The organism is Sorangium sp. So ce1504 (genome assembly GCF_051521635.1).
Lineage (GTDB): Bacteria > Myxococcota_A > Polyangia > Polyangiales > Polyangiaceae > Sorangium > Sorangium cellulosum_B.
The window spans coordinates 3,474,996-3,492,565 of record NZ_CP150365.1; the positions used below are offsets into that span (position 1 = coordinate 3,474,996).

A 17,570-nucleotide genomic window follows, 5' to 3' on the forward strand; every position below is an offset into this window, starting at 1 on the left:
ATCGGGCCGCGGACCGCTCAGTCGCCCGCGATGCCCGCCGCCTCGAGGAGCGGTCGCACCCGGGACTGCGCGATGGCGTAGACCGCGCGCACGCCGTCGCGCCGGGCGTAGACGACGTTCGTGCCGCGGAAGGCGTCGCCCGCGCCGATCGCGATCGTGAACGACCCCACCGGCGCCCGCGGCGGGACCGCGACGCTTTCCTCCGCCGGGGCGGCCTGCGGCCGGGAAAGCTCGACGGTGACCCGGAGGCGCGGCGGGCTGAGGCCATGGTGCCGCTCCGGCTCGCCCAGCGCGACGGCGCCCTCGGCCCGAAGATCGGCCAGCGCGTCCCGGACGCTCGCAGCCAGTGCGGCGGCGCTCGCCTGATCGGCCGCTCCCGCGATCGTGAAGCCCTCCGGCGAGCGCTCGATCACGACCGGCTTCGCGCCCCGAGGGGCCAGCGTCACCCGGGCGATCTCGTGAGGCGGGACGAGGAAGATGTCGCGGCGGAGCAGCAGGCGACCGGCCGCGGCCTCCAGCGCCGGCGGCGCGACGAACACCGCAGCGCCGTCCCCGGCGCGCGCGAAGGAGCCCGCGCCGCTGCGCGCGCCGAGCGCCACCCGGGCCGCGCGCGTCGCCGCGCCGGCGCTTCCACCGCCGGGCTCCGGCGCGGGGTCGAGCTCGGCCTCGACCACGAGCCGGGGCGCGCCGAGCCCGTAGCTCGGGCCAGCATCCTCGGCGATCCAGCGCTCGGCCTGGAGGCTGGCGAGCAGCTCGGCGAGCTCGTCCGCCAGCCCGCTGTCGGCCGCGAGGCCCTCGCCGCTCGGCTCGACGAGCCGCCAGGCGCCCTCGCCCGTCCGGCGGAGCCGCTGGACCAGGCCGGGGCGCTCGATCCGCAGCGCGCTGACCCGATCGGGGGTGAAATCGAAGACCTTCATGGAGCGCAGCGACACCTCGGAAGGGAGGAGCGCGCCGGCGGCCTGGGCAGGGATCTCGGCGATCGCGCCGTCCTCGAGCCGCCGGACGTGCACCACGCCGGCCTGCTCGGCGCCGATCTCGAGCGTCTCGATCCGCTCCTGCGGCTCGCCCTCGGCGATCGCGCCCGGCGGCGTCGAGACGACGCGCAGGGTGGCCCGAGGCGAGGCGAGGCCGAGCGCCGCGAGATCGCGCTCCCCGGGCAGGAGGCGCGTGGCGCGGACGTCGAGGATCGCCTGGACCAGGGCGCGGCCCGTCTCCGTCGGGACAGGACGGTCCTGCGGGGCCCGCAGGTGCCACTCGCTGCCGGCGCGCGCGAGCTCCAGCGAACGCTCGCCGGCGGCGAGCTTCACCTCGGCGACCTCGTCGAGCGGCGCGGCGACGAGCGCTAGATCGACGAAGCGCGACGCCTCCTCGGTGAGCGGATCGAGCACGCTCGCGGGCACGCAGGCGGCCGCGCGCGCGGGCTCGCGCCGCGCCGCGACGACGTGGTCGGGCCGGCCCGGGCAGGCGCCCCCCACGTCGATGACGCCGCGCTTCGCCGCGGGATCGCTCGGCTCCAGCGTCAGCGTGACCCGGGGGCCGCCGGAGGACGCGGCCTGCTGCGCTTCCTCCTCGGAGAGGAACGCCTCGGCCTGCATGCGGCCGAGCGCCGAGAGCACGAGGTCGAGCGCCGGCGCGCTGACCCGGACGCCGCTGCCCTCGGGCGAGCCCTCCGCGAAGCGGAAGCCGGCCCCGCGGCCGCCGCCCCAGGGGGCGCGCGAGAACCGCCGCGATCCGCCGTCGCCGTCGAGCGTGAGGCCCGAGAGCTCCGCGGCGACGTAGGGGACGAAGCTCCGCGAGCGGAAGCGATCCGGCGCCACGTCGAGGGCCGAGGCGAGCTGCTTCGTGATGACGAAGACGCCTCGGCCCGCGACCTCGGCGTAGACCGCGCCGGGCGGCGTCGGGGCGCCGCCGCCGAGCAGCAGGCGCTCGCGGCGCGGGCCCATCGCGAGCGCGATCGAGAGCCTGGGCGAGGCCAGGCCGAGAGCGGCCGGATCGCTCGCCTCCGCGGAGACGCGCCGCTCCGCGGTCGCGAACTCCAGCGTGCCGAGGAGCTGGTCGACCGTGGGCTCGTCGGCCGGGTAGCGCTGCCCGTCGATCTCGACGTTCCAGGGGCGCTGGCCGGCGTCGTCGACCTCGCCGCGGGTGAGCCGCGCGGTCTGCGGCGCGCCGGGCGCGGCCATCGTCACGGTGAGCTCGGTGATCTCGTCGGGCCGCCACGCCTCGATCAGGTGCTTCTTGCGGCGCTCGGCCTCGTCGGTGGACACCGAGCCCCGGTCGAGGACGAGCAGCGCGACGGCCGCCGCGGCGGTGAGCGCGACCAGGAGCAGCGTCGTCGCGTGCCGGCGCAGCGGCCGCATCACGGCGATCCTTCGCGCTCGGCCCCGGCCGACGCGCCGCGCGCGCCGCGTTCGGCCGGCGCGCCGGGGCCCCCCTTGTCGCCGGGGCGGCGCTCGGAGCCGCGCCGCGCCAGGTACACGGCGAGGCCGAGGAGGGCCGCGGCGAGCGGCATATACACGATGACGTAGCGGAAGATCCCGGCGAGCGAGTCCTCGCTGATCCGCAGGCCCGCCGTGAACGCCGGCTTGTCCGGGATGTCGAGCATGGGCGGGCTCGCCGCGAGCCAGGACAGCGCGCTCTCGACGAGCACGGCTGTCCCGCGGAGCTCCGGGCTCTGCCAGTTCGCGCCGTGGAGCACGCCGGGCGAGCCGACCACCACGACGCGCGGCCCGTGTGCGGCGCTGGACCCCGCGGGCTTCGGCAGCTCCGAGGCGCAGGCGACCGTGAGCGGACCCGGGTGATCGCCGTCGCGCGGCTTCGGCTCGGACGGATCCCGGGCCCAGCCGAAGAAATCGACCATGCCGAAGGCCTGGTCGCTCGTCACGAGCAGGGGCGCCGGGACCACCGGCCCGCTCGCCGTGGGCGCGAGCGAGCTCGCCACCGTGAGCACCGGGCCGAGCCCGAGATCGGCCGCCTTGATGAGTCCCTCGGTGATCGGGTGCGGCCTGACGATCGGCGCGAAGGTCTCGCCGAAGCCCTGCGTCGACCGGAGCTTCGGGTCGAGCTCGAACACGAAGTCCGACCGGAGCTCGACCCCCGCCACGGCGAGCAGGCCCGAGAGCCCGAGGTCCACGTACCGCTGATCGCTCTCGTCCGGCACGGGCCCGAGCGCGATCAGCGCGCTGCCGCCCTTCTCGATGAACGCGCGGTAGCGGGCCACGTCGCTGGCCGGCACCGGCCGGCTCGGCCCGGCGAGGACGAGCACCCGGCAGCGGTCGAGATCGACCTCCGGCGCAGGCTCCGGCGGCGCGGCGAAAGCCTCCTCCTCGTCGCCGTGGCCGTCCGCGCCGCGGCCGCCGCCGAGCGCCACGACCTCGTAGTTGTTCTTGTTGAGCCGGTCCTTCAGCGCCGCGAGCCCGCCGGCGCCGCCGGCCTCGATCGACTTCTCGCCGTGCCCGGCCGCGAAGCAGATCAGCGGCCGCTCGCTGCGCAGGACGCTCCGGAGCGCGCCGGTGAGCGCCTGCTCGAGCCGCGGGCGCGACCGCAGGTCGTCCTCGTCCTCGACCTCGACCAGGTCGCTCGCCGTCAGGAAATGGGGCCGATCGCCGCGCGCGACGATGATCGCCGCGTCCGTGACGATGCGCCCGTCGTCCGTCTTGCCCGCGACGACGCCGTAGCGCTGCTGCACCGCCAGGAACTCCGCCGGGCGCCGGTCGGGATCGGTCACCTCGACCTCGATCCGCGGGTTCTCGGCCCGGTACGCGTCGAGCAGGTGCCGCACCGAGAGCGTCAGGGGGTCGCCCTCCGAGAGCAGGACGTAGACGCGGATCGGCTCCTCGATCGAGCGCAGCGTCGAGACGGTCGCGTCGCTCAGCGTGTACAGGCCGCCCTGCGTCCAGTCCCAGCGCCTGTAGTGGCGGGCGACGAGCAAGTTGACCAGCACCGCGAGCACCATCGCCGCGATGATCCCGACGCTCGCCGAGAGCTTCTCGCCGAGCGAGGTGCCCGGCGGCGGAGCCCCGGCTTGCGCGGGCCGCTCGCCGGACATCAGCCCCACCTCCACGCGTCCACCGCGCGCACGGTCACGAACAGCGGCAGCGCGACCACCGTCCCGTCGAACACGAGGCGGCGCAGATCGACGATCCCCCGGGAGAAGTCGTTCATCTGCGTCCACACCGAGACGTAGGCGCAGAGGTCGTGCGCCGGGCCGTCCGGGAAGATGAACTCGCCGATGCCGAGGATGAACATGCCCATCACCGCCATCGTGCTGAGCACCGCGGCCATGAGCTGGCTCTTCGTGAGCGCGCTGGTCATCGTCCCGATCGCGAGGTAGCCGGCGCCGACCGCGAAGACGGCGAGGTAGCTCGACCCCACGACCCGCCAGTCGAGCTCGCCGGTCCTGCCGATGAGCACGACGTAGAGCAGCGTCGGCGCCCACATCGCGACGTACGTCACGAGGGCCGCTGCGTACTTCGCCAGCACCACGCCGGCGGAGCCGACCGGCGCCGTCAGGAGCGCCTCGATGGTGCCGCTCCTGCGCTCCTCCGCGAAGAGGCGCATCGTGAGCAGCGGGCAGACGAAGAGCAGCGGCAGGTAGATCAGGATCGTCTGGCCGAAGAAGACCTGCACCGGGCCCGTGTCGGCGGAGAGCTCCACCTCGCCGGCGAACTGCGTCGCGATCAGGAAAAAGTGCACGCCCTGCACCAGCAGGAACGTGGTGATCAGCACCCACGCGAGCGGCGTCACGAAGAGCGAGAAGAGCTCCCGCTTGAAGATCGGCCAGAAGCCCCTCACCGCCGCTCCTTCCCCGCGCCGCCCTCGCCGCGCCGGGCCGCGCTGCCCTTCTTCTTCCGGTTCCCGGCCGCCGGCCGAGGCGCCTCGCCGCCCTCCGCCCCGGGCTCGGCCGCCTCTCCGGCGCCGCCCCGCGCGCCGGCGTCGTCGGCCGCGGTCAGCTCGGAGAAGACCTGCTCCAGCGAAGGAGCCCAGGGGACGAGCTCGCGCACCCCGAAACCCGCGGCGACCAGCGCGGCGACGAGGCGCTCGGCGGCCTCGCCCGCGTCGGCGCCGGCGTCGAACTCGACCGTGAGCCGCGCCGCTTCGCCGGCGTCCTCCGCCTCGGCGGAGCGGACCTGCGCCGCGCCGCGCGCCACCGCGAGCGCTGCGTCCGCCGCCCCGCGCACGACGACGCGCGCGCCGGACGACCGGCGCATCGCGCGGAGCTCGTCGATCGAGCCCTCCGCCACGAGCCTGCCGCGGGCGATCACGAGCGCCCGCGTGCACGTCGCCTCGACCTCGGAGAGGATGTGCGTCGAGAGGAGCACGGTACGGCCCGGGCCGAGCCGGCGCACGAGCGCGCGCACCTCGCGGATCTGGTTCGGATCGAGGCCCGCCGTCGGCTCGTCCAGGATGAGCAGCGGCGGGTCGCCGACGAGCGCGTCCGCGAGGCCGACCCGCTGGCGGTAGCCCTTCGAGAGGTGGCCGATCAGGACGCTCGCGACGTCCTCGACGCGCGCGTCGCGGAGGGCGCGCGCGACGGCCTCGCCGCGCGCCCTCCGCGGCACGAGCTTCAGCTCGGCGCGGAACGCGAGGTACTCCGAGACGCGCATCTCCGGGTAGAGCGGCGAGGTCTCGGGCATGTACCCGAGCGAGGCCCGCGCGCGCATCGGCTCCTCGGTGATGTCGTGGCCCGCGATCCGCACCCGGCCGGACGTCGCGCCGAGGAACCCCGCGAGGATGCGGAGGGTCGTGCTCTTGCCTGCGCCGTTCGGCCCGAGGAACCCGACGATCTCCCCCTGGCTCACCTGGAACGAGAGGTCGCTCACCGCCTGGTGGGGGCCGTAGGACTTGGAGAGGTGCTCGACCTCGATCATCGTGGCATCGGGCGCAGGGGGTCAGGGCCGCCGGCGCGGTGCGCGCGGGCAGGCGGTCGATCGCGCGGAACGCTTAGCGCACCGGGCGGGGCAGGGGAAGCGCGCGCCGGGCTCTGGCGGTGGTCTGGCGGCGGTCTGACGACGAGCGCGCCGGCGAGTAGCCAGAGCCGCGCGTCTCTGGTAACCCTGCGCCGTCGCGCCCGGCGGCCCGGGCGCTCACGCCATGGGCCCCTTTGCAAGGCGACGCACCCGGTGCGCCGAGCGCCGCGGCCCCCTCACACCCACCGCTGCACGATGGATCAGACGCTCCTCCGGTCGTATTTCTCGACCATCTACGAGTTCCCCACCCCGGCGGGGACGCTGCGCGTCTCGCTGGACGGCGAGATCGTCCAGGATCAGGCCGGGCTCCCCGAGCTCCTGACCCGCAAGTTCGCGGTGCTCACCGCCTACAACCCGCGCTCGATGCTCATCCCGCGCCGGGTCAACGATCAGCGCCACCACGTCCTCCGCGATCTCCTGATCCTCGGCTGTTACCGGGTGGAGCCGTGCGTCGGCTCCGAGGCGGAGCCGGAGGGCATCTGGCGCGAGCCGGCGTGGCTCGTCCACGGCATGGACCGGGACGAGGCGATCGCCTTCGGCCGCGTCTTCCGGCAGAACACGATCGTGTTCGCGCAAGGCGGTCGGCCGGAGCTCATCATCACCGATCCGACAGCCGACGACATCGGCCGAACTTTCCAGGGGAACTGGCGGGTGCGGTCCTGACCCACGCGGCGGCCATGGACGCGGATCGCCGATTCCATGTTGAAACGTACCCGCAAAATGTGGGTTCATGCCTTGGCGTTTAGGGATGGGCGGACCGGCCTCGCTCACCACATGAGGAGACACAGCAGAATGCGCACCCAGGTCACCCTCGCAGCGCTCGTCGCTGCGCTCGGGCTCGTCGCCGGCGCTGGCGGCTGCGGCCAGAACAAGGTCTCGGAGTGCAACGCGCTCATCGAGGTCATCAACAAGGGCGTTCAGAGCATCGAGAAAGGCACCAAGGCCGGCACCGACCAGGGCGGGTCGAGCGAGCTGAAGGCGATGGCCGACGCGATGGACAAGGTGGCGGCCGACGCGGCGCAGGTGAAGCTGACCACCCCGGAGCTGCAGAAGTTCTCGGGCGAGTACCAGGCCATGGCGAAGGACGTGGCCAAGGCGGCGCGCGATCTCGCGACGGCGGCGGACGCCAACGACGCGGAGAAGAGCAACGCCGCCCAGGCGTCGATCGAGAAGGCGATCAAGCAGGAAGATCCCCTCGTCGACAACATCAACAAGTTCTGTCAGGCGCCCTGACGGGGCGCGCCCCCGAAGCGCTCGCCCTCCGATCGCCGCGGACTGGGGCCGCCCCGCCCGCAGCGCGGCCCTCGCGGCTGTGATCAGGGGACGAAGCGATAGCCGACGCCGCGCACCGTCAGCAGGTGGCGCGGCGTCGTCGCGTTCTCTTCCAGCTTGTTGCGGAGCTGGAGGATGAAATTGTCGATGGTGCGCGGGGTCCCGTGGTGCGTCGGGCCCCAGACCTTGGCCTGGATCTGCTCCCTCGACAGGACCCTGCCGCCTGCCTCGGCGAGGCAGAGCAGCACGTCGAACTCGGTCGCCGTGAGCTCGAGCAGCGCGTCGCCGCGGCGGACCTCGCGCGTCGCCGCGTTGATCACGATGTCGCCGGCGCGCAGCTGCGCCCCGTCGGCGCGCGCGATCGCGTCGCGCCGGAGCACGGCCTTCACGCGCGCGAGCAGCTCGGCCAGGCTGAACGGCTTCGTGATGTAGTCCTCGGCGCCGAGCTCGAGGCCCATCACCTTGTCCATCTCGGCGCCGCGCGCGGACAGCATGATCACCGGCAGGGTGCGCCGCTCGTTCCGGAGGATGCGGAGCAGCTCGAAGCCGTTCAGCCGGGGGAGCATGACGTCGATGATGATGAGATCGATCCCGCCGCCGCGGGCCAGCGCGAGCCCGCGCTCCCCGTCCTCGGCCACGAGGACGCGGTAGCCCTCGGCGGTCAGGTTCATCTCGAGACCCATCGCGATGCTGGGGTCGTCCTCCACGAGCAGGACGGTCCGCGCGGGTGTCTGAGGGGTTCGGGTCATGCTGAGGAGGTCCTCTAGCATGTTCATGTCCTGACCGGCGGCGGCCGCGCTACGGCGGCGCGCTCGCGTCGGCGCCGTGATCCGACGCGTCGTTGTGCGCCGCGGCGACCGCGGGCGCCGCAACCCGCGGGCGTCGCTCGGCGCTCGCCTTGGGCATGCTCCGGAGCGGGAGCACGAGGGTGAACGTGCTGCCCTTCCCGGGCTCGCTGTCGACGAGGATCTTGCCGCCGTGCGCCCGGATGACATGCTTGACGATCGACAGCCCGAGCCCGGAGCCCTCCTGCTGCCGGGCCAGGAGATCGTCGACCCGGTAGAACTTCTCGAAGATCCGCTTGTGCTCCGCGCGGGCGATGCCCTTGCCGTTGTCGCGGACCGTGAGCAGCGCCGACCGCTTGAGGATGTGGGCGGAGACGCTGATCTTCCTCGGCTGGCCGCCGTACTTGTAGGCGTTCGACAGGAGGTTCACGATCGCGTCGACGAGCGCGCTGCGATCGCAGAGCACGGGCGGGAGGTTCGCGTCGATGGAGACGTCGAGGTCGACGCTGCGCTTCTCGCGGGTCGGCTCGAAGGCGTGGATCGCCTCGTCGGCGATCTCCCCGAGGTGGTGCTCCGAGAGCTCGTAGACGCGCCGGCCGCTCTCCATCCGCCCCCAGTCGAGCAGCCGATCGATGAGCTGCTGGAGGCGGGCGCTCTCCTTGGTGAGCGCCTCGATGCAGCGATCCTCGCTGATCGCGTCGCCGCGCCGGAGCGTGAGGGTCTCGGTGAACATCCGGATCGACGTGAGCGGGGTGCGCAGCTCGTGCGAGACCTTGGACACGAAATCGGCCTGGAGCTCGGACAGGTTGCGCTCGCGCCGGAGGAAGACCCACACGAGGATGACCCCGGTCGCGAGCGTCCCGCAGAACGTGAGGACGATGATCCCCATGATGAGGTTGTACTGGGCCTCGCCGAGGACGAGCAGGAGGAAGCCGACGCCCGACAGGAGCACGCCCGGGATGATGACCAGGTAAACGAGGAGCTGGATGATCCGCCGGTAGCCGAGCGTGGTGAGGTCGCGCCTCGGGGTCCGCATGCCGGCAGCTTAGTGGGGCCCCGCGCCGCCGGCGAGCGCCCGCGAGCGCCCGCGCGCGGCTATGCCTCGACCCGCTCCAGCACGAGCGCGGGCGCCTCGGCGGGCGCCGGGCCGAGCCGGAAGGCGGCGCGGACGCGATCGGCCGCGGCCCGCGCGTCGTCCGCCCGGCGCGCGTGGATGCGGGCGAGGGGCGCGCCGCGGTCCACGCGATCGCCGCGCACCGCGGCGAGCTCGATCCCCACGGCGGGGTCCACGCGCTGGTCGGCGCGCGTCCGCCCGGCGCCGAGCGCGACCGCCGACAGGCCGATCTCCAGCGGATCGACGGCGGCGACGTACCCCTCGTCCTGCGCGGCGACCTCGACCACGACGGGGGCGCTGGGCAGCCGGCCGGCGTCCTGCACCACGGCCGGATCGCCCTTCTGCGCGGCGATCATCCGCGCGAGGACCTCGGCCGCCGCGCCGCTCGCGATGGCGGCCTCGAGCTTCACCCGCGCCTCGGCCGCGCTCGCCGCCGCGCCGCCGGCGATCAGCATCTCCTCGCCGAGGGCGAGCGTGCACGCGACGAGGTCGCCCGGCCCGCGGCCGTGCAGCACCTCGATCGCCTCGCGGGTCTCGATGGCGTTGCCGACGGTGCGCCCGAGCGGGGCGCTCATGTCGGTGAGCAGCGCGGAGACGCGCTTGCCGGCCGCGGTCCCGACGCGCACGAGCGCGGTCGCGAGGGCGCGGGCGTCGCCGAGGGTCTTCATGAACGCGCCGCGCCCGACCTTGACGTCGAGCACGAGCGCGTCGATGCCCTCCGCGAGCTTCTTCGAGAGGATGCTGGCGACGATGAGCGGGATCGACTCGACCGTGGCGGTCACGTCGCGCAGCGCGTAGATGCGCTTGTCCGCGGGCGCGATCCGCTCGGTCTGCCCGATCATGCACGTCCCCACCTCGCGGACGACGCGCGCGAACGCGTCGACGTCGAGCGCGACGTCGAACCCCGGGATCGCCTCGAGTTTGTCGAGGGTGCCTCCGGTGTGGCCGAGGCCGCGGCCGGACACCATCGGGACGGGGACGCCGCAGGCGGCGACGAGGGGGGCGAGGCAGATCGAGACCTTGTCGCCGACGCCGCCGGTCGAGTGCTTGTCGACCTTCCGTCCGGGCACGCCGGACAGATCGAGGACGTCGCCCGAGTGGAGCATCGCGCGCGTGAGCGCGACCGTCTCGGCGTCGTCCATGCCGCGGAAGAAGATCGCCATGAGCAGCGCGGCCATCTGGTAATCGGCGAGCTCGCCGTCGCTGTGGGCGCGGACGATCCGCGCGATCTCGTCCTCGGACAGCCGCCCGCCGTCGCGCTTCTTCGCGACGAGCTCGACAAGGGTCTGCATCGGCGTCGAGCTTACCCGGGTTCGCCCCTATTTGTCCCTGGCGCGGGCCCCCCTATGGTCGGCGGGAGCGCGCGGACCGTCCCCGCAGGAGAGCGGACACGGCGTCGGTCGCGGTCGCGCGGGAGAAGGGAGCCGACCTGGGCCTCATGAACAGCCTCCTCTATGCCCGGGCCCAGATGGGCCTGTCGCTGGCATTTCACATGATCTTCGCCGCCGCCGGGGTGGCGCTGCCGCTGATCATGGTCATCGCGGACGCGCTCTGGCACCGGACGGGCGATCGAGACTACCTCGAGTTCTCGAAGCGCATGGCGAAGGGGACAGCGATCCTGTTCGCGGTGGGCGCCGTGTCGGGGACGGTGCTCTCGTTCGAGCTCGGGCTCCTGTGGCCGAGCTTCATGGGGACGTTCGGAGAGGTGATAGGGCTCCCGTTCTCGCTCGAGGGGTTCGCGTTCTTCACGGAAGCGATCTTCCTCGGCATCTATCTCTACGGGCGCGGCAAGCTCTCGCCGAGGCTGCACCTGCTCTCGGGCGCGCTGGTCGCGCTGAGCGGCGCGCTCTCGGCGTTCTTCGTGATCCTGGTGAACGCGTGCATGAACCACCCTGCCGGGTTCACGATGGTCGACGGGCGCCCCGCGGACATCGACCCGGTCGCGGCGATGTTCAGCCCGCCGTGGAAGCACGAGACGCTGCACGGCATCCTCGCGTGTTATCAGGCGACGGCGTTCGTGATGACGGGGATCCACGCGCTGGTGCTCCTGCGGCACCCGTCGAGCCCGCTGTTCCGCAAGGCGTTCGCGGTGACGTTCGCGATCGCCGGGGTGACGGCGCTGGCGCAGCCGCTCGTCGGTCACTACGCGGCGGTGGAGGTCGGGACGGGGCAGCCCGCCAAGCTCGCGGCGATGGAGGCGCACTTCGAGACCTCGGCCCGCGCGCCGCTCCTCGTCGGCGGCCTGCCCGACGTGGAGCGGGGCGAGGTCGACTACGCGATCGAGATCCCGGCGGGGCTCTCGGTGTTCCTGCACGCGGATCCTGACGCGGTGGTGCCCGGGCTGGATGCGGTCCCGCGGGACGAGTGGCCGCCGGTCACGGCGACGCACCTCTCGTTTCAGGTGATGGTGGGCGCGGGCTCCGCGATGGCGCTGCTGGCGGTGGTCGGGGCGGTGCTCGCGTGGCGCCGCAGGGGGATCCCGGATCAGCGCCCGTTCCTCTGGGCGGCGATCCTGGCGAGCCCGCTCGGCATCGTGGCGATGGAGGCGGGCTGGCTGGTGACGGAGCTCGGTCGCCAGCCGTGGATCGTGCGGGGCGCGATGCGCACGCGCGACGCGGTGACCCCGTTCCCGCACCTCGCGGCGCCTTTCTGGACGTTCACGGCGCTCTATGTCTTTCTCGGCGTGGTGGTGGTCTACCTGCTCGTGCGCCAGCTCCGCGCGGCGCCGCTCGGGGTGACGGGCGGCGGCGGCGCGCCGCGTGCGTCCGGGGGAGGCGAGCCCGATGCGCACTGAGTGGTTCATCGGCGGGGTGATGATGGCGGCGCTCGTGCTGTATGCGCTGCTCGGGGGCGCCGATTTCGGCGGCGGCGTGTGGGATCTGCTCGCCTCCGGCCCGCGGAAGCGGGAGCAGCGCGCCCTCATCGAGCGGGTCATCGGCCCGATCTGGGAGGCCAACCACGTGTGGCTCATCCTGGTCGTGGTGCTGCTCTTCACCGCGTTTCCTCCCGCGTTCGCCGCGATCTCGATCGCGCTGCACGTCCCCCTCACGCTGTTCCTCGTGGGCGTCGTGTTTCGCGGCTCGGCGTTCAGCTTCCGCAGCTACGACTCCCGGGGGGATCGGCGGCAGAAGCGCTGGGGGTTCGTCTTCTCGCTCGCGAGCGTCATCGCGCCGGTGCTGCTCGGCATGATCGTCGGGGCGGTGGCGTCCGGGCGGATCCGGGTGGCGTCGGGGGTGGTGACGAGCGGCTTCTTCGCGCCGTGGCTCTCGCTGTTTCCGTTCGTGGTGGGGCTGTTCGCGCTGGCGCTGTTCGCGTTTCTCGCGGCGGTGTACCTGACGAACGAGGCGAAGGAGCCTGCGCTCGTCGACGATTTCCGGCGGCGCGCGCTCGCCTCGGGCTGCGTGGTGGCGGCGCTCGCGCTGGCGTCGTTCGCGGCGTCGTTCCGGGGCGCCCCGCTCATTCGAGAGGGGCTGACGGATCATCCGATCACGTGGCCGCTCCACGTCACGACGGGCCTCGCGGCCACCGCGGCGTTCTTCGCGTTGTGGACCCGCCGTTTCCGTCTGGCGCGCTTCGCGGCGGCGGCGCAGGTCACGCTGATACTGCTCGGCTGGGCGGCCTCGCAGTACCCGTTCCTGGTGGTGCCCGACGTGACGCTCGAGGGGGCGGCGGCGAACCCGAGGACGTTGCGATTGCTTGTCTGGGTGCTCGGCGTCGGATCCGTGCTGCTGTTCCCATCGCTGTACGTGCTCTTCCGTGTCTTCGGCAGCGGCCGGGCGGGGGCTGCGTCGGACGGCGACGACGACCATTGAGCGGGAGTGGGGCCGACGTATGTGGAAGTCGCGGTGGCCAAATTTGATGCACCACCTCGACCTACCCGCAGGAGAGGCGTGAGGACGGCTGGCTGAACAGTGGCTCTGTGTCCGTCCGGGCGCTAGGGGGCGATGGCGCGATGCCGGTCGCGCATTGCATTCCTGGGACCTGCAACCCGCTCTCGCGGCACCCCCGAAAAAATGCGAACGCTTTCGCGGGCCTCCCCACGGCGGACGAACCGTGTTACGCTCGCAGGCGCGAAGTTTTCAGGATGCTTGTGGGGGAAGGAGCCCTGTGGAGATGGCGAACATGGCTAGATACCGTCGACACGCGATTGTGGGGTTACTTGCAGCGACAGCCGGTGTGACGGGCTCGTTCGCCGCGTGCACGGACTCGTACCGCCAAGGGCTCACCGGCTCCGGCTCGGGCCCCACCGGGACCGGCGGCGGCGGCGGCGGCACCGGCGGCGCGGGCGGGGAGGGGGGGAGCACGGGGACCTTCGGGGAGGGGGGGCGGTGCGAGTACACGTGCTCCAACGATCTGAAGAAGGTCATCAGCTGCAATGGCGCGACGATCGAGGAGTGCAAGCCTGATGAGGGTTGCGTCAACGCGGAGTGCGTGCCCAACCCGTGCGAGGCGGCGGAGAGGTCGAAGAGCTCGTACGGATGCGACTATTGGGCGCTCAAGACGGCCCTCCGGCCGACCGCTCAGGGGGCCTGTTTCTCCGCGATTGTCGCCAACACGTGGGAGCTGCCGGTCCATATCAATGTTGAGCGCGGTGGGCAGCCGCTTGATGTAGAGAACTTCGCCTACATTCCGGAGGGGCAAGGTTCCATCGAAGACATCCAGTATAAGCCCTACGATCCGGTCGCTGGGCTCGGCGTCGGAGAGGTCGCTGTCCTGTTCCTCTCGAGGCTCTCTGCGGGATCGAGCGTCGTTGATTGCCCTGAACCGGGCGCGTTGGATGAGGAGACTGGTGTCGATGGCACCGGTCGCGGAGCAGCGTTTCACATCACGACCGACTATCCAGTCGTAGCCTATCAGATGCTGCCCTACGGCGGAGGGCAGGCCGCCATCACCTCCGCGACCTTGCTCCTGCCGACCAGCGCCTGGCACACCAACTACGTTGCCATCAACGGCTACTCGTCATCGGACTCGGCCGCCTACCGCGGTGCGTTTCCCTCGCTGGCCATCGTTGCCCATCAGGACGAGACGGATGTGACCATCTTGCCGAAGGTGAATATTCAGGAGAGCACCGGTGTAGAGGGAGCCGAACAAGGTGTGGCGAAGACTTACCGGTTGAACACCGGTGAATTCCTGCAGATCACCCAGGCGGATGAGCTGACTGGCAGCCCTATCGAGTCGACGAAGCCCATCGGCCTCTTCGGAGCCCATGCTTGCATGGTCGTGCCGAACGGTGTCGCCGACTGCGATTCAGGTCAACAGCAAATCGCGCCGGTTCGGGCTACCGGGAGCGAGTACGTGTCGGTCCGCTACCGGAACCGCATCGCGGATCGCGAGGAGTCGCCGCCCTGGCGGATCGTAGGCATGGTGGACGATACGAAGCTCACCTGGGAGCCGTCCAAGCCAGAGGGCGCGCCGGATACCGTCAAGCTCGGTGAAGTGTATCAGTTCGACAGTGGCGGGCCTTTTATCGTCAAGAGCCAGGACGTGAATCATCCGTTCTATGTCGGTCAGTACATGACCGGCGGTAGCGCATACACGAACATCGGCGATCCGGATTGGGTCAATGTGGTCCCGCCGTCTCAATTCCTGGATTACTATGTGTTCTTCACAGATCCGACCTACCCCGAGACGAGCCTCGTCGTCGTCCGTACCCGTTCTAGGGTGAATAACGAGTTCGCCGACGTCGAGCTGGACTGCGCAGGCAAGCTTACTGGGTGGACGCCGATCGGAGACGGAGACTACGAGTACACCATCGTCGATATTACCACAGGGAACTTCGAACCGATAGGTGCTTGTGCCAATGGCCGGCACGAGATGCGGAGCGATCTTCCCTTCGGGGTCACGGTATGGGGGTGGGGCGCGATTCAGCAAAACTATCGTGTTTCTTACGCTTACCCTGCCGGTGCTGGGTTCCTGCCCATCAACGAGGTCGAGATTCCACCCATTGCCAACTAGCTGACGCGGCAGTGGACTCCCCCGCCGGCGTCCTGCATCTCTGCCCTGTGAACGCCGTGTCCGAGCCCAAATCGAGGAGTGAAGGGCGGTCCCAGGGCGACTGCCGTACCGGACGCCAATGGGGCGTATCGCCGACGCAGTCGCGCTCGTCGTGCGCGCAACCCCCGGCGCCCGAGCTCGAGGCGCTGTCGCCGCCAGCTCCGCCTCCCCAGCACCCGCCCGCGGAGCGTCCTTGAAGTCGTCAAGCCCGAGCACCAGGTCGCAGCTGGTCATCCCGGCCGCAATTGCCAGGGAGCCATCCGCGCACCCGCGCCGTAGCCCGTTCGCCGCTTTTTCACCGTCGCCACGCGGCCCACGCTACATACCGTGCCGAGGACGCGGTAGCACCGCGCGCCAGCCCGCCGCCTCAAGCCCGCGCGCCCCGGACACAGCCGCCCGCTTCCGCGGCGGTCCTCGCACCTCCTGGTTCGACCCAGGAGACATCCTCCCCCGGGCCGAGTAGTCTCCCGCCCGGACGCCGGCCCGCATGCGGCGGAACGCCCGCGTCAACCTCGTTTTTCGAGCGTTGCTTGGAGGACAGCTCACCGTGATGGATCGACGAAACCTGCCGGGCCGTGCGCCGCGACGCCCGTCGCGCCTTCGCTGCGCGCTGACCGCAGCGGCCCTGGCCGCACCGGCCCTCGCCGCGCTGGCGCCCTCCGCCGCCCGCGCGCAGGACCGGACCTTCTACCTCGATCGCCTCAGGATGGCCGGCGCCCCCGACGACGGAATCGGCGTCTGGCGCCCGCACATGGGGGAACGGACGCGCTTCTTCGGGCAGCTCGGGCTGGGGATGTCGGTCCACCCGCTCCGCGACGACAACTACGTTGACAACCTCGCCATCGAGGAGCGGATCGAGGGCGACGGGCCCGTCACCTCGCAGCTCATCACCTACCTGAACGCGGGCGTCGAGATCCTCGGCCGCGGCGCCCTCCAGGTCGCGTTCCCCATCGTCCTGTTCCAGGACGGCAACCAGACCTACCACCGCGAGCTCGGCCTCAACCAGAGCGTCGACCTGAAGACCGCCACCCCGATGGACCTCCGGGTCGACGCGCGCTTCGTCGCCCTGGAGCTCGACGAGCGCCGCTTCCGGCTGGGCCTCACCGGCGCGGTCTTCGTGCCCATCGGCAACACGTACTCGTTCGCCGGCGACCGGGGCGTGAGCAGCTCGTTCGGCCTCGGCGCCGAGTACGACTTCAAGGATTTCTTCGTCACCCTGAACACCGGCGTCGCCATCCGGCCGCGCGTGGCGCTCAGCGAGCTCGTCGTGGGCAGCGAGCTCACGTACGGCGTCGGCGGCTACGTCCCGCTCCTCGACGGCAAGCTCCGCCTCGGGGCCGAGATCTTCGGCTCGTTCGGCCTCCTCAAGGAGACCGCGGGCGAGCTCGATGCCTCGCCCATCGAGTGGCAGCTCAACAGCAAGATGTTCCTCACCAAGGACAAGGCGGTCTACGTCGGCGCCGGCGTCGGCACCCGCATGAGCGGCGGCTACGCGCCCGATTTCCGGGGGGTCGCCCTCGTCGGCGGCTCGTTCGGCATCGCCGACTCCGAAGCCCGCTCGCCCGGGTTCAACTACGTGATCACGGCGGAGAAGGACACCGACGGCGACGGCTACCCCGACGTCATCGACCTCTGCCCGGAGGACCCCGAGGACGGCAAGCAGCCCAAGCCGAGCGACGGATGTCCGGACATGCCCGACCGCGACGGCGACGGCATCCCCGACGTCGTCGACAAGTGCCCGGACGACCCCGAGGACAAGGACGGCATCGACGATCGCGACGGCTGCCCCGAGGAGGACGCGGATCAGGACGGCATCCCCGACGCCACGGACAAATGCCCGAAGGAGCCGGGGCAGGTCGTCGTCGAAGACCCGGAGAAGAACGGCTGCCCCTTCTACATCCGCAGGATCACGGGCTCCGCCGAGATCGAGATCATGAAGCAGGTCGAGTTCGAGTTCGACAGCTCCAGGATCCTCCCGCAGAGCTATCCGATCCTCGACGAGGTCGTGCGCCTGCTCAAGGCGAACCCCGAGATCAAGCTGCTCAGCATCGAGGGGCACACCGACAACCAGGGCACCATCGACTACAACGACCGGCTCGCGCACAACCGCGCCATCGCGGTCAGGGTCTACCTGATCAACAAGGGTGTTCAGTCGGAGAGGCTCACCTCCGTCGGCTATGGCTCCCGCCGGCCGCTCCTGTCCAACGACACGCCCGAAGGCCGGCAGCGCAACCGGCGCGTCGAGTTCCATATCAAGTCGCAGACGATCGAGGGCCGGTAAGCTCCAGCCGGAGCGGCTGGCCGATCCTCCCCCCGAGATCAAGCGACGTTTGCGTGCACGTGCCGCGGCATGTGCACGCAAACGTCATCTCCTGAGCGCCGGCCGGGTTCGGCCCGGCCACGCGGGCGCGTCCCACGCAAGCGCGCTCCCGGGGATCG

The 17,570-nt window shown here is 71.6% G+C and carries 13 protein-coding genes; 6 read left to right on the forward strand and 7 right to left on the reverse strand.

Annotation, left to right across the window (positions count from 1 at the left end):
- Positions 1-17: 17 nt before the first annotated feature.
- From WMF39_RS13295 to WMF39_RS13310, 4 genes are read right to left on the reverse strand one after another with little or no spacing between them, the layout of a single operon-like run.
- Positions 18-2,357: a DUF4340 domain-containing protein gene (locus WMF39_RS13295; protein WP_437745890.1), complete on the reverse strand. Its 2,340-nt coding sequence runs from the start codon at positions 2,355-2,357 to the stop codon at positions 18-20.
- A complete protein-coding gene (locus WMF39_RS13300) occupies positions 2,357-4,045 on the reverse strand; it encodes a GldG family protein (RefSeq protein WP_437745891.1) in 1,689 nt (562 codons plus the stop codon). Before WMF39_RS13300 ends, WMF39_RS13295 begins: the two co-directional genes overlap by 1 nt.
- Entirely contained in the window at positions 4,045-4,791 is a 747-nt protein-coding gene (locus tag WMF39_RS13305) for an ABC transporter permease (RefSeq protein WP_012235062.1), read from the reverse strand. Before WMF39_RS13305 ends, WMF39_RS13300 begins: the two co-directional genes overlap by 1 nt.
- Positions 4,788-5,867, reverse strand: coding sequence for an ABC transporter ATP-binding protein (locus WMF39_RS13310; RefSeq protein WP_437745892.1), 1,080 nt, complete (start codon positions 5,865-5,867; stop codon positions 4,788-4,790). Before WMF39_RS13310 ends, WMF39_RS13305 begins: the two co-directional genes overlap by 4 nt.
- A 294-nt stretch (positions 5,868-6,161) precedes the next feature.
- Here WMF39_RS13310 and WMF39_RS13315 point away from each other — a divergent pair, with 294 nt between their 5' ends.
- On the forward strand, positions 6,162-6,629 hold the full coding sequence (locus tag WMF39_RS13315; protein ID WP_012235064.1) for a DUF3293 domain-containing protein: 468 nt from the start codon (positions 6,162-6,164) through the stop codon (positions 6,627-6,629).
- Between the two features lie 129 nt (positions 6,630-6,758).
- Complete coding sequence (locus WMF39_RS13320) at positions 6,759-7,199, forward strand: hypothetical protein (RefSeq protein ID WP_437299476.1); 441 nt, start codon at positions 6,759-6,761, stop codon at positions 7,197-7,199.
- A gap of 83 nt (positions 7,200-7,282) precedes the next feature.
- Here the strand turns inward: WMF39_RS13320 and WMF39_RS13325 are convergent, their stop codons facing one another.
- The 3 genes from WMF39_RS13325 to WMF39_RS13335 are packed head-to-tail and all read right to left on the reverse strand — an operon-like array spanning position 7,283 to position 10,429.
- A complete protein-coding gene (locus tag WMF39_RS13325) occupies positions 7,283-7,987 on the reverse strand; it encodes a response regulator transcription factor (protein WP_437745893.1) in 705 nt (234 codons plus the stop codon).
- A gap of 49 nt (positions 7,988-8,036) precedes the next feature.
- Complete coding sequence (locus WMF39_RS13330) at positions 8,037-9,059, reverse strand: sensor histidine kinase (protein WP_437745894.1); 1,023 nt, start codon at positions 9,057-9,059, stop codon at positions 8,037-8,039.
- Between the two features lie 59 nt (positions 9,060-9,118).
- On the reverse strand, positions 9,119-10,429 hold the full coding sequence (locus WMF39_RS13335) for a thymidine phosphorylase (protein WP_437745895.1): 1,311 nt from the start codon (positions 10,427-10,429) through the stop codon (positions 9,119-9,121).
- A gap of 146 nt (positions 10,430-10,575) precedes the next feature.
- On the opposite strand from WMF39_RS13335, the gene WMF39_RS13340 reads away from it, so the two are divergent.
- From WMF39_RS13340 to WMF39_RS13355, 4 genes are all read left to right on the forward strand, one after another.
- Positions 10,576-11,931, forward strand: coding sequence for a cytochrome ubiquinol oxidase subunit I (locus WMF39_RS13340; RefSeq protein WP_437745896.1), 1,356 nt, complete (start codon positions 10,576-10,578; stop codon positions 11,929-11,931).
- On the forward strand, positions 11,921-12,949 hold the full coding sequence (locus tag WMF39_RS13345; protein WP_012235070.1) for a cytochrome d ubiquinol oxidase subunit II: 1,029 nt from the start codon (positions 11,921-11,923) through the stop codon (positions 12,947-12,949). Before WMF39_RS13340 ends, WMF39_RS13345 begins: the two co-directional genes overlap by 11 nt.
- Before the next feature lie 301 nt (positions 12,950-13,250).
- Positions 13,251-15,092, forward strand: coding sequence for an IgGFc-binding protein (locus WMF39_RS13350; protein ID WP_437745897.1), 1,842 nt, complete (start codon positions 13,251-13,253; stop codon positions 15,090-15,092).
- A 589-nt stretch (positions 15,093-15,681) separates the two neighbouring features.
- Entirely contained in the window at positions 15,682-17,412 is a 1,731-nt protein-coding gene (locus WMF39_RS13355; protein WP_437747974.1) for an OmpA family protein, read from the forward strand.
- The last annotated feature ends 158 nt before the right edge of the window (positions 17,413-17,570 follow it).

Coding starts and splice junctions, on each gene's coding strand:
- WMF39_RS13295 (WP_437745890.1), bottom strand. CDS start 2,357: ATGCGGCCGCTGCGCCGGCACGCGACGACGCTGCTCCTGGTCGCGCTC.
- WMF39_RS13300 (WP_437745891.1), bottom strand. CDS start 4,045: ATGTCCGGCGAGCGGCCCGCGCAAGCCGGGGCTCCGCCGCCGGGCACC.
- WMF39_RS13310 (WP_437745892.1), bottom strand. CDS start 5,867: ATGATCGAGGTCGAGCACCTCTCCAAGTCCTACGGCCCCCACCAGGCG.
- WMF39_RS13315 (WP_012235064.1), top strand. CDS start 6,162: ATGGATCAGACGCTCCTCCGGTCGTATTTCTCGACCATCTACGAGTTC.
- WMF39_RS13320 (WP_437299476.1), top strand. CDS start 6,759: ATGCGCACCCAGGTCACCCTCGCAGCGCTCGTCGCTGCGCTCGGGCTC.
- WMF39_RS13325 (WP_437745893.1), bottom strand. CDS start 7,987: ATGACCCGAACCCCTCAGACACCCGCGCGGACCGTCCTGCTCGTGGAG.
- WMF39_RS13330 (WP_437745894.1), bottom strand. CDS start 9,059: ATGCGGACCCCGAGGCGCGACCTCACCACGCTCGGCTACCGGCGGATC.
- WMF39_RS13335 (WP_437745895.1), bottom strand. CDS start 10,429: ATGCAGACCCTTGTCGAGCTCGTCGCGAAGAAGCGCGACGGCGGGCGG.
- WMF39_RS13340 (WP_437745896.1), top strand. CDS start 10,576: ATGAACAGCCTCCTCTATGCCCGGGCCCAGATGGGCCTGTCGCTGGCA.
- WMF39_RS13345 (WP_012235070.1), top strand. CDS start 11,921: ATGCGCACTGAGTGGTTCATCGGCGGGGTGATGATGGCGGCGCTCGTG.
- WMF39_RS13350 (WP_437745897.1), top strand. CDS start 13,251: ATGGCGAACATGGCTAGATACCGTCGACACGCGATTGTGGGGTTACTT.
- WMF39_RS13355 (WP_437747974.1), top strand. CDS start 15,682: ATGGATCGACGAAACCTGCCGGGCCGTGCGCCGCGACGCCCGTCGCGC.